The following is a 14,994-nucleotide window of genomic DNA, read 5'->3' as shown; positions in this document are numbered from 1 at the left end:
AATAAACTATTTACTTATTTTCTATCCCTTTAAAAATAAAGTCTGTTAACTGCTTCTCTATCTCTATTGGGTTTACTTTTATATCATCATTGGTAATCATACTAAACAACCAACGCATAGAAGATATTACCATAAAAGTTGCAAATTCACTATCCATTTTACGAAGAGAACCTTCAGAGATACCTTCATCAATTATATTACTTACAGTACTTATATAACCGCTTCTTTTTAATTTAAACTCTTCTAATTTCTCTCCTTTTAAATTACGCCATTCATATACAAAAAGAGAAACCTCATAAGGCTTGTTAAGTGTATACTGAACGTGCTTAGAAATTACAAACTTTAATTTTTCTACCGGAGAGTACGAAGAATTCATAATATTATCTAAATAGACAACAAATTCTTCTAAGGTGCTAAACAAATAATCTTCTAATAACGCTTCTTTAGAATCTATATAGTTGTAAACATTTGCTACTTCAAAATTCAACTCGTGTGCAATGTCTCGCATTGTTGTGGCCTTAAAGCCTTTTTCACTTATTAACTTAAGTGTCTTTTCAAAAAATAATTCTTTTTTTGTAATCCTTTTCATAAAAAATAGTTTGATCTTGTTTTGATTGAGGCCTGCTTTTTCGAGAAAAAACAAGACTCAAATATATGAACGTACGTTAACTTTTCAATACAAATAACTACACTTTAATATTCCTTTAACTTTTAGAACTCAAAAAACAACCTTAACATTATATATCGTTCATAGATACATTAGCAGTAAAAACAAGCTAAAATCAAACCAAAAATAATTTTTTACGTAAGTATTATAGTAAGCAACAAATTAAAGTTACAAATAATAACTATAATTAACTATATGTAATAAATAACAAAAAATTAACAATTTCTTTAAAACAATAATTGAAATAGCAATTAAAAATCGGATGAACAGTATATATATTTGCTATATTGTAATATAATTACTATAATTAATTGAAGAATTGTCAATATTTAAAAACTCTAAAAAACTAATTTATATGTAAAGCATAACTCTACATAATATTCTACACATATAATTACCAATTATTTAAAGCTCCCCATTTAAAATAATAAATCTATGAGAAGAAAATTACAACCAAACTCTAAAAAATCACTTGTAAGTAAAATACTAATTCTTGCGATTTTTTACTTCTGTATCCCAATTAACCTACAATCGTACAATAAGGCTAAAACAACTTTCTTTAGCGAAAACCTAATCTATGCAAATCCTGTATTAGATTTAAATTCAAATACTCCCGGAAACAATTATCAGTTTAATGTAGATCCTACTACATCAAATGTATACCCTATAAGTATTTCTCCCACTTTAACTTCTGATGCAGGTACTATTTTGAGTGCCACCATTTCTTTATCGGGAGTGGTTGACTTTCCAAATGAAGAATTAATTTCTTTTAATGATGGTAGTGGTTTTACTCTTTTTTACTTAAACGGAACCCCTCCATACCCTTCTAGAACTTACAATTTTGGAGGTACAAGTATTTTAGTAACCCAAACATCGGGTACTACTTTTTTAATAACAGAATCCTTTGGTAATCCAATACCAAATACATCTTTTGAAGCATTTATTGCAGGAACTTATTATGGAAATTTATCTAGCTCACAAACTGACGGGCTTAGAACTGTTGATATACAAGTTACAGATACAAGTTCTCAATCTAGTACCTCGCAAACTCTAATTAACGTTTACACACAACCTTTTGCATATGATGATACCAATAGTATTAGTGCTAGCAATACAGGTACTGTTACAGGTAACGTTTTAACAGATGGCACACCTGATGAAGGAAATAGTCCTTTTATTTCTGAGGTTGATGTATACCCAACACAAGTTGGATCTGCATACAATACTTTATATGGTAGCGTAACTATACAAGCAAATGGTAATTATATATATGATGTAGATGAGAGCAACTCATCTGTTACTGGCTTAAAAAATGGAGAAACCCTGCAGGATATTGTCTCGTATACGGTAAGAAACCCTGAAGGCTTATTTGATTACGGCATACTTACAATTACTATTAACGGTGTTGATGATAACCCTATAGCCCTAGACAATACAGACGAAATAACTGTGGTTGTAGAAAACGATGTCTCAGGTAATATAATAACTGACATTGGGGTTGATGGAGCAGATTATGTAGATAGAGGTTTAGCAACTTTAGTTTGGGAAAACCAATTTGCAAACGGAGAAACTGTAAACGGAAAAACGAAAACAATTGGTGGTGTACAACTTGGTTTTACATCTACAGACCCTTCATCTATAGGTACGGTTAACAATCAAATAGTTTTAACTACAGCTACTAATGGAGGGCATACAGGCTATTTATTATATCAAATTGATGCAGCTACAAATCCTGTTGGAGATACAGAGTTAATTATAACATTTTCTGAACCTGTATTTAATTTAGGTTTTTTAATTACTGATATAGATTACTCACAGGGTACAACTTGGCAAGATCAAATTACTATTAATGGTTCCTTAAATGGTACAGCGTCTAACTTTACTTATGTTACCACTGGTGGTGTGGTTAATACTGCTAGCAATACATTTTATGGTACAGGAAGCGCTATTGAAAGTGATGCCACCGGTAATGTTAATGTATTTTTTAATGAACCTATAAACCAATTAAGACTTGGCTATAATTACGGTCCAGACGTTACAAATGCAGACCCTACTGCTCAAATAGCAGGTGTATCTGATATTTACTGGCAAGGAGATAATCCAGATATACAAATTACTGAAATTGATGGAAACGCTTCTAATGTAAATATTGTATACACAGGAACCTATGGTACTATAACTGTAAATAGTGATGGTAGTTATACTTATACTCCAGATACTAGTAACCCTGTAGTTTCAGGTTTACTCATTGGTCAAACATTAACTGAAACTTTTCAATACAGATTATCTGATGGGTCAAATTCTGACACGGCTAATTTAATTATTACCTTAAAAGGAAATAAAACTCCTCCTACAATAGACATTACTACACCCATAGAAGGTGATGATGTGGTAAATGCAGCAGAAGATAATGATGTGACCATTTCTGGTACTACTACTGGTATAGAAGACAATCAAATTGTAACCGTAACTTTTGATGACGGTACTAATACTGTAACTACAACTGCTACGGTTAGTGGTGGTACTTGGACAGCTACGGATGCAGACATCTCTGGTTTAACTAACGGACCAATTACTGTAACCGCTGATGTTGAGGATATTGCTGGTAATCCTGCTACAGATAATGACCCTATTACTTTAGACAACTCACTGCCAACAATAGACATTACTACACCTATAGAAGGTGACAATAATGTAAACGCAGTAGAGGATAATGATGTTACCATTTCTGGTACTACTACTGGTGTAGAAGATAACCAAATTGTAACCATAACTTTTTCTGATGGAACCAATACTGTTACCACAACTGCTACGGTTAGTGGTGGTAATTGGACCGCAACAGATGCAGATATTTCTGGGTTAACTAACGGACCAATTACTGTTACTGCAGATGTTACAGATGTGGCTCTTAACCCAGCTACGGATAATGATCCTATTACCCTAGATAATACTACACCAACTATTGATATTACAACTCCTATTGAAGGGGATGATGTGGTAAATGCTGCAGAAGATGGTGATGTAACCATTTCTGGTACTACTACTGGTGTAGAAGACAACCAAATTGTAACCGTAACTTTTAATGATGGTACTAATACTGTAACTACAACTGCTACGGTTAGCGGTGGTAATTGGACAGCTACGGATGCAGATATCTCTGGATTAAATAACGGAACAATTACTGTAACAGCTGATGTTACCGATGTAGCTTTAAACCCAGCGACAGATAATGAAACCGTCATACTTGAAAACTCCATACCTACAATAGACATTACTACACCTATAGAAGGTGACAATAATGTAAACGCAGCAGAAGATAATGATGTTACAATTTCTGGTACTACTACTGATATAGAGGATAACCAAATTGTAACTGTCACTTTTAATGACGGTACAAATACAGTTACCACAACTGCTACAGTTACTGGTAATACCTGGACCGCTACGGATGCAGATATCTCTGGTTTAACTAACGGACCAATTACTGTTACTGCAGATGTTGAAGACTTAGCAGGGAATACTGCATCAGATAATGACCCTATTACACTTGACAACTCATTACCAACAATAGACATTACAACACCAATTGAAGGTGAAAACGTAGTGAGTGATTCTGAAGACAATGATGTTACCATTTCTGGTACTACTACTGGTGTAGAAGATAACCAAACCGTAACCGTAACTTTTTCTGATGGTGCAAATACCGTAACAACAACTGCTACTGTAACAGCTAATTCTTGGACTGCTACGGATGCAGATATCTCTGGTTTAACTAACGGACCAATTACTGTTACTGCAGATGTTACGGATGTTGCCCTTAACCCTGCTACAGATAATGACCCTATTACACTTGATAACTCATTGCCTACAATAGACATTACAACACCTATAGAAGGTGATAATATTGTAAACGCAGCAGAAGATAATGATGTTACAATTTCTGGTACTACTACTGGTGTAGAAAATAACCAAACAGTAACCGTAACTTTTTCTGACGGTACAAATACTGTAACAACAACTGCTACTGTAACAGCTAATTCTTGGACCGCAACAGATGCAGATATCTCTGGTTTAACTAACGGACCAATTACTGTTACTGCAGACGTTACAGATGTGGCTCTTAACCCAGCAACAGATAATGATCCTATAACGTTAGATAATGCAATTCCAGTACCAACAATAGTAATAGATAATGTTACTGCAAACAATCTTGTTACAGCTTCTGAAGCCGCAAATGATATCGTAATAACTGGTACTGTAAGTGGAGACTTTAATACTGGAGATACAGTTACTATAACTATTAAAGGTACAGATTATACTGGAGCTGTAGATTCTGGAGGAGTTTTTAGTATTGATGTTCCTGGTTCTGAATTACAAGAAGATGCAGATTTAATTATTGAAGGTAGTGTTACTACAACTGACGCTGCAGGAAATTCTAATTCTGCTTCTACTACTAAAGCTTATAATTTAGATAATGATGGTGATGGTATTACAGATAATATAGATGAAGACGATGATAATGATGGTATTACAGATGTTGTAGAAGGCACTGCAGATTTTGACAATGATGGTGTTCCTAATTATCTAGATTTAGATAGTGATAATGATGGTATACCTGATATTGTAGAAACTGGAAATGGTAGCCTAGATTTAGATGGAAATGGATCTATAGATGCGGGAGAAAGTAATGTTGGAACAAATGGAATTCCTGATAGCGCTGAAGATGGTGGCACTGATGGTAATGGGGTTTCAAATATTCCTGTAGATAGTGATGGATCTGGAAGTCCTAATTATTTAGATATTGATTCTGATAATGATGGAATCACGGATACCGTTGAATCTCAATCTGATGGTAGTTTAGTTCAAAGTACAGGAAATGATTCTGACAACGATGGTATTGACGATGCTTTTGATATAGATAACGGTGGTTCTTTTACAAATACTCCAGAAAATACAGATGGAGATGCTAACCCAGATTATTTAGATTTAGACAGTGATGATGATGGTATTATTGATAACATTGAATGGCAATCTACTTCCGGATATGTATTACCTAGTGTAGATAGTGACGGTAACGGACTTGCAGATAATTACGAGACTGCGGCAGGTTCTGGTGTTTCAATTAATCAACCGGCTAATTCAGACGGTACGGATAAACCAGATTTTAGAGATTTGGATTCTGATAATGATGGCTTAACAGATTACATTGAAGCTTATGATGTAGACGCAGATAACTCTGCAGATACAGCACCTACCAATACTGATATTGATAATGATGGTCTAGACGACGGTTTTGATAACAGCACAACGGAACCTAATGGAATTGCGGATCCTAACGGACCAACAAATAGCAATCAACAAGTATCAACTTTTCCTAATGATCAAGATCCGTTTACTTCTGAAGTAGATTTTAGAGATCCAACAACACACGTAGATTCTATTGATACAGATGGTGATACTGTAAATAATGACACAGATATTGATGATGATAATGACGGAATTTTAGATTATGTAGAATCTTTAGGATTTACACCTACAGATACAAAAGGTGATGCTTGTGGTATACCTGCTGGTTCATTTAATGGGGGATCATATATAGGTGGTACAGGATCTGGTGCTGGTACAATAGGTGCAGAATACAGATTTTCTACAGTCGTAAGTTCATCATTGGGTATATTGGATGCTATTGTAAGAATTACAGATATTGACAATGCAACTTTAACCTCTATAGATGATAGCTCAACCGGCAGTGCTAATGCTTGGCAACCAAGTTTTACAATTGGTGGTACTGATGGTGATACAGGTGGTATATCTTTTAATATTCGTTTAGTTGCAACAGGAACAGATTTTCAAGTAAACTTGATTAGATTTGGTGGTGTTATTTATGACATTGATGGAGCTAATACTAGAGAAAGTGTCACCCTAACAAGACCAGGATTGTATGCTATAGATAGCAATTCATTACTTACAGTTTCAGAAAATTTAGCAACAGGTACCGCAACTTTTCAAGGGCCAGCAAAAACTTGGGATGATGTTGATTTTGGCCCAAGGTTAGCTGCTTATTTTAATTTCTATGAAACTACAAACTTGGATATCACATTTAGTGGAGAATTACAACCGTCTTTTTCTACTAATAATTATTTAGGTTCTGTATTGTTTCAAACTTGTGATATTAACGGTTTATTTACTCCAAATAACACTACCTCTTCTAATAATACTGATGGTTCTGCAACTACTGCTTCAGGACCTGGAACAGCTCCTGTTTATACTATTTACCAAGGTATAGATAGTGATAATGATGGTATAGAAGATCATTTAGATATTGACTCTGACAATGATGGCATTCCAGATAATGTTGAGGCACAACCAACAACAGGTTATGTGGCTCCTTCAAATACTTTTGATGTAAATGGTTTAGATACAAATTATCCAAACGGTTTAACTCCAGAAAAGACGGATACAGATCTAACACCTGATTATTTGGATTTAGATACAGATGATGATGGACTAAGTGATACAGAAGAAGCAGGGTTTAATTCCTCTTCAAACAATTTAGATTCTGATGGTGATGGTCTTTTAGATGAGTTTGATGATGTAGATACTTCTGGCGGCTTGTTTGATCCTAATGACGATCAAAATAATGGTGCATCAGACCTGCCAAATATTGCTATAAATGCAACAACAGAAGTAGACTACCGTGAAGCTGGTATAGATGATAATGATAATGATGGTATTGCAGACTCTATAGATTTAGATGACGATAATGATGGAATTCTAGATACAGCTGAAAGTCCTGGCGGTGTTGACCCAAGTGCTGACGATGATAATAATGGCACTCTTAATTTTAAAGATGTAAATGCTACTAATGATCTTAACAATGATGGTATTGTTGATGCATTTGATACTGATGGTGATGGAGTTCCAAACCATTTTGATTTAGATGCTGATAATGATGGTATTTATGATACTGTTGAAGCTGGAAGCAACCAACCACATACAAACGGAATATTAGATGGTGATGTAGGTACAGACGGGGTTCCTGATAGCGTACAAGATAGCGGACAAGAAAATAGTGGTACAGTAAATTATACACTTGCTGATTCTGAAAGTACTCCAGACGGAATACCTGACTTTTTAGAATTAGATGCTGATGGTGATTTATGTAATGATGTTACTGAAGCTGGTTTTACAGATTCTGATGGAGATGGTATACTTGGTGACACACCAACAACAGTAAATACAAGTGGTGTTGTTACAGGTACTAATGTTACAGATGGTTATACTGTTCCTAATAATGAAGACAGTGCAAGTAATTCGCTGTACGATTTTCAACAACCTGGAGTTGCTCCTACTATTGCCAATGCTGCAGACCAACCACAGGACATTATTACAAATGCAGATACATCAGAGTCTTTTTCGGTAACTGCTACAGGAACAAACTTATTATATCAGTGGCAAGTAGATGATCAATCAGGAAGTGGGTTTGTAGATATTGATGACACTAATACTTCTGATATTTATACCGGTAGTACTACTCCTACCCTAACCTTAACAGGTATAACTATTACTCAAGATGGTTATCAATATAGAGTTATTGTTTCAGAACTTTCATATGTATGTTCTCCGGCGGTATCTAACCCTGCATTACTTACTGTAGATGTAACTAACCCTGTAATTGCTATAGATGTTGTTGCTGTAGATGATATTATAAATGCAGTTGAAGATAATGCACCTGTAACAATTTCTGGTACTACAGATGCTGAAGACGGACAGACTGTAACTATTAACTTAAACGGAAATACTTACACTGCTACTGTTTCATCTGGAACTTGGACATTAGATATTACTGCTGCAGATGCTCAAGCTCTTGATGCTTTAGAAACTATAACCGCTAATGTGTCTGATTTAGCAGGTAATGCTGCACCACAAGCAACTAGAGATATTGTTCATGATGTAAACGCTACAATAGACATTACTACGCCTATTGAAGGGGATAATGTGGTAAACGCTGCCGAAGATAATGATGTTACTATTTCCGGTACTACTACTGATGTAGAAGATGGACAAACTGTAACGGTTACTTTTGACGATGGCGTTAATCCTGTTGTTACAACAACTGCTACAGTTAGTGGTGGTAATTGGACTGCTACGGATGCCGATATCTCTGGATTAACTAACGGAACAATTACTGTAACGGCTGATGTTACCGATATTGCAGGTAATCCTGCAACAGATAACGATCCGATAACATTAGAAAATACAATACCAACAATAGACATTACTACGCCTATTGAAGGTGATGATGTGGTAAATGCTGCAGAAGATAATGATGTTACTATTTCCGGTACTACTACTGATGTAGAAGATGGGCAAACTGTAACGGTTACTTTTGATGATGGCGTTAATCCTGTTATTACAACAACTGCTACGGTTAGTGCTGGTAATTGGACAGCTGCGGATGCGGATATCTCTGGATTAAATAACGGAACAATTACTGTAACAGCTGATGTTACTGATGTAGCTCTTAATCCAGCTACAGATAATGACCCTATTACCTTAGATAATACTACACCTACAATAAACATTACTACACCTATTGAAGGTGATGATGTGGTAAATGCTGCAGAAGATGGTGATGTTACTATTTCTGGTACCACTACCGATGTAGAAGATGGACAAACTGTAACTGTAACATTTGATGATGGCGTTAATCCTGTTGTTACAACAACTGCTATAGTTAGTGCTAATGCTTGGACCGCTATTGACGCGGATATTTCAGGACTAAATAATGGAACAATTACTGTAACAGCTGATGTTACTGATGTGGCTCTCAACCCTGCAACTGATAATGATCCTATTACTCTTGAAAATTCTGTACCTACAATAGATATTACAACACCTATAGAAGGTGATAATATTGTAAACGCTGCAGAGGATAATGATGTTACTATTTCCGGTACTACTACCGATGTAGAAGATGGACAAACTGTAACGGTTACTTTTTCTGATGGTACAAATACTGTAACTACTACTGCTACAGTTTCCGGTAATAATTGGACAGCTACAGATGCAGATATTTCTGAATTAACTAACGGAACAATTACTGTAACAGCTGATGTTACTGATGTGGCTCTTAATCCTGCTACAGATAATGACCCTATTACCTTAGATAATACTACACCTACTATCGATATTACAACTCCTATTGAAGGTGATGATGTGGTAAACGCATCTGAAGACAAAAATGTAACTATTTATGGTACCACTACCGATGTAGAAGATGGGCAAACTGTAACGGTTACTTTTGATGATGGCGACAATCCTGTTGTTACAACAACTGCTACGGTTACTGGCAGCACTTGGACAGCTACGGATGCAGATATCTCTGGACTAAATAACGGAACAATTACTGTAACGGCTGATGTTACCGATATTGCTCTCAACCCAGCTACAGATAATGACCCTATTACTTTAGATAATACATTACCAACAATAGATATTACAACGCCTATTGAAGGTGATGATGTAGTAAACGCAGCCGAAGATGGTGATGTTACTATTTCTGGTACCACTACCGATGTAGAAGATGGACAAACTGTAACGGTTACTTTTGACGATGGCGTTAATCCTGTTGTTACAACAACTGCTACGGTTACTGGCAGCACTTGGACTGCTACGGATGCAGATATCTCAGGATTAAATAACGGAACAATTACTGTAACAGCTGATGTTACTGATGTTGCACTTAACCCTGCTACAGATAATGACCCTATTACCTTAGATAATACTACACCTACAATAAACATTACTACGCCTATTGAAGGTGATGATGTGGTAAATGCTGCAGAAGATAATGATGTTACTATTTCTGGTACTACTACTGATGTAGAAGATGGACAAACCGTAACTGTTACTTTTGATGATGGCGTTAATCCTGTTGTTACAACAACTGCTACAGTTAGTGGTGGTAATTGGACTGCTACGGATGCAAATATCTCTGGACTAAATAACGGAACAATTACTGTAACAGCTGATGTTACTGATGTGGCTCTTAATCCTGCTACAGATAATGACCCTATTACCTTAGATAATACTACACCTACAATAAACATTACTACGCCTATTGAAGGTGATGATGTGGTAAATGCTGCAGAAGATAATGATGTTACTATTTCTGGTACTACTACTGATGTAGAAGATGGACAAACCGTAACTGTTACTTTTGATGATGGCGTTAATCCTGTTGTTACAACAACTGCTACAGTTAGTGGTGGTAATTGGACAGCTACGGATGCAGATATCTCTGGACTAACTAACGGAACAATTACTGTAACGGCTGATGTTACCGATATTGCTCTCAACCCAGCTACAGATAATGACCCTATTACCTTAGATAATACTACACCTACTATCGATATTACAACTCCTATTGAAGGAGATGATGTAGTAAACGCTGCAGAAGATAATGATGTTACTATTTCCGGTACTACTACTGATGTAGAAGATGGACAAACCGTAACTGTTACTTTTGGCGATGGCGTTAATCCTGTTGTTACAACAACTGCTACGGTTAGTGGTGGTAATTGGACAGCTACGGATGCAGATATCTCTGGATTAACTAACGGAACAATTACTGTAACAGCTGATGTTACTGATGTTGCACTTAACCCTGCAACTGATAATGACCCTATTACCTTAGATAATACTACACCTACTATCGATATTACAACTCCTATTGAAGGGGATAATGTAGTAAACGCTGCCGAAGATAATGATGTAACTATTTCCGGTACTACTACTGATGTAGAAGATGGACAAACCGTAACTGTTACTTTTGACGATGGCGTTAATCCTGTTGTTACAACAACTGCTACGGTTACTGGCAGCACTTGGACAGCTGCGGATGCAAATATCTCTGGACTAAATAACGGAACAATTACTGTAACAGCTGATGTTACTGATGTTGCTCTTAATCCTGCTACAGATAATGACCCTATTACCTTAGATAATACTACACCTACAATAAACATTACTACGCCTATTGAAGGTGATGATGTGGTAAATGCTGCAGAAGATAATGATGTTACTATTTCTGGTACTACTACTGATGTAGAAGATGGACAAACCGTAACTGTTACTTTTGATGATGGCGTTAATCCTGTTGTTACAACAACTGCTACAGTTAGTGGTGGTAATTGGACTGCTACGGATGCAAATATCTCTGGACTAAATAACGGAACAATTACTGTAACAGCTGATGTTACTGATGTTGCTCTTAATCCTGCTACAGATAATGACCCTATTACCTTAGATAATACTACACCTACAATAAACATTACTACGCCTATTGAAGGTGATGATGTGGTAAATGCTGCAGAAGATAATGATGTTACTATTTCTGGTACTACTACTGATGTAGAAGATGGACAAACCGTAACTGTTACTTTTGATGATGGCGTTAATCCTGTTGTTACAACAACTGCTACAGTTAGTGGTGGTAATTGGACTGCTACGGATGCAAATATCTCTGGACTAAATAACGGAACAATTACTGTAACGGCTGATGTTACCGATATTGCTCTCAACCCTGCAACTGATAATGACCCTATTACCTTAGATAACACTACACCTACAATAAACATTACTACGCCTATTGAAGGTGATGATGTGGCAAATGCTGCCGAAGATGGTGATGTTACTATTTCTGGTACTACTACTGATGTAGAAGATGGACAAACTGTAACTATTACTTTTGACGATGGCGTTAATCCTGTTGTTACAACAACTGCTACGGTTACTGGCAGCACTTGGACAGCTACGGATGCAGATATCTCTGGACTAACTAACGGAACAATTACTGTAACGGCTGATGTTACCGATATTGCTCTCAACCCAGCTACAGATAATGACCCTATTACCTTAGATAATACTACACCTACTATCGATATTACAACTCCTATTGAAGGAGATGATGTAGTAAACGCTGCAGAAGATAATGATGTTACTATTTCCGGTACTACTACTGATGTAGAAGATGGACAAACCGTAACTGTTACTTTTGACGATGGCGTTAATCCTGTTGTTACAACAACTGCTACGGTTAGTGGTGGTAATTGGACAGCTACGGATGCAGATATCTCTGGACTAACTAACGGAACAATTACTGTAACGGCTGATGTTACCGATATTGCTCTCAACCCAGCTACAGATAATGACCCTATTACCTTAGATAATACTACACCTACTATCGATATTACAACTCCTATTGAAGGAGATGATGTAGTAAACGCTGCAGAAGATAATGATGTTACTATTTCCGGTACTACTACTGATGTAGAAGATGGACAAACCGTAACTGTTACTTTTGACGATGGCGTTAATCCTGTTGTTACAACAACTGCTACGGTTAGTGGTGGTAATTGGACAGCTACGGATGCAGATATCTCGGGACTAAATAATGGAACAATTACTGTAACAGCTGATGTTACTGATGTGGCTCTTAATCCTGCTACAGATAATGACCCTATTACTCTTGAAAATTCTGTACCTACAATAGATATTACTACGCCTATTGAAGGAGATGATGTAGTAAACGCAGCCGAAGATAATGATGTTACTATTTCTGGTACAACTACTGATGTAGAAGATGGACAAACTGTAACTGTTACTTTTGACGATGGCGTTAATCCTGTTGTTACAACAACTGCTACGGTTAGTGCTGGTAATTGGACAGCTACGGATGCAGATATCTCTGGATTAACTAACGGAACAATTACTGTAACAGCTGATGTTACTGATGTTGCTCTTAATCCTGCTACAGATAATGACCCTATTACCTTAGATAATACTACACCTACTATCGATATTACAACTCCTATTGAAGGGGATAATGTAGTAAACGCTGTCGAAGATAATGATGTAACTATTTCCGGTACTACTACTGATGTAGAAGATGGACAAACTGTAACGGTTACTTTTGACGATGGTACTGATACGGTTACTACAACTGCTACGGTTAGTAGCGGTACTTGGACAGCAGCGGATGCAGATATCTCTGGATTAACTAATGGAACAATTACTGTAACCGCTGATGTTGCTGATGTGGCTCTTAATCCTGCTACAGATAATGACCCTATTACTCTTGATAACTCATTACCAATTGTAGATAGTTTTATTACTATAGACACTACTCCTATTTTAACAGGTCAAGGAGATCCTAACGAATCTCTTATAATAGAGCTTGATACAAATGGTGATAATGTTATTGATGTTACATATTCAGTTACTACTGACTCTAGTGGAGCTTGGAGTGTAGATACCGAAACTCAATCACCAATTAACGGTTCTTTACCTTCTCTAACAGATGAAGATATTATTAATATTACAGCTACTGATCCTGCTGGAAACTCTAACACAGGTATTGTAACTATTTCTGTTGATACAGATGGTGATGGACTTACAAACAATGAAGAGAATACTTTAGGCACAGACCCTAACAATCCAGATACGGATGGTGATGGGACTTCTGATGGTCAAGAAGTAACAGACGGTACAAACCCACTAGATGATTGTGATTCTATTGGTGGTACTCCTCTTGATACTAGCGATTGTGATAACGATGGCTTAACTAATGCAGAAGAAGCTACTATTGGTACAGACCCTTTTAATCCTGATTCTGATAATGATGGACTTTTAGATGGTGATGAAGTTACTTTAGGTACAGATCCTAATAACCCTGATACAGATGGGGATTCTATTTTAGACGGACAAGAAGTTACTGATAATACCAACCCGCTTGATGACTGTGACTCTAACGGTGGTACGCCTCTTGATGCTAGTGATTGTGATATGGATGGCTTAACTAATGCACAAGAAGCGGCTTTAGGTACAGATCCTTTTAATCCTGATACCGATGGTGATTTAATTCTTGATGGTAAAGAAGTAGATGATGAAACTGATCCTCTTGATCCTTGTGATAATATTGGTGGTACACCTCCTACTGGTTCTGCTTGTGACATCTCTATTTACAACGACCTTGTGGGGCCTGGTGTAGATGATGGATACTTTAGAATTATTAATATTGAACAGTTCCCTAACAATACCGTACAAATCTACAACAGATGGGGCGTAATTGTTTTTGAAACTAAAGGATATGATCGTGGTTCTAATGTTTTTAAAGGAATATCTAACGGTAGAGTTGTTATTAATAAAAATGAAGAACTTCCTGCTGGTGTTTACTACTACATTATTAATTACAATAATAACGGTCAAAATAAATCTAAAGCCGGATATTTATATCTAAATAGATAACTTTAAACACAACCATT

2 protein-coding genes are annotated in these 14,994 nt (G+C 36.4%); one reads left to right on the top strand and one right to left on the bottom strand.

From position 1 onward, the window contains the following. Positions 1-10: 10 nt before the first annotated feature. Positions 11-589: a TetR/AcrR family transcriptional regulator gene (locus JM80_RS10065; protein ID WP_075694174.1), complete on the bottom strand. Its 579-nt coding sequence runs from the start codon at positions 587-589 to the stop codon at positions 11-13. 513 nt (positions 590-1,102) lie between these two features. Here JM80_RS10065 and JM80_RS10060 point away from each other — a divergent pair. Next, a complete protein-coding gene (locus JM80_RS10060) occupies positions 1,103-14,977 on the top strand; it encodes an Ig-like domain-containing protein (protein WP_144709956.1) in 13,875 nt (4,624 codons plus the stop codon). Positions 14,978-14,994: the final 17 nt, after the last annotated feature.

The sequence above is a fragment of the Cellulophaga sp. RHA_52 genome (assembly GCF_007827205.1).
GTDB lineage: Bacteria > Bacteroidota > Bacteroidia > Flavobacteriales > Flavobacteriaceae > Cellulophaga > Cellulophaga lytica.
This window is presented reverse-complemented; position numbering and strand designations above follow the sequence as displayed.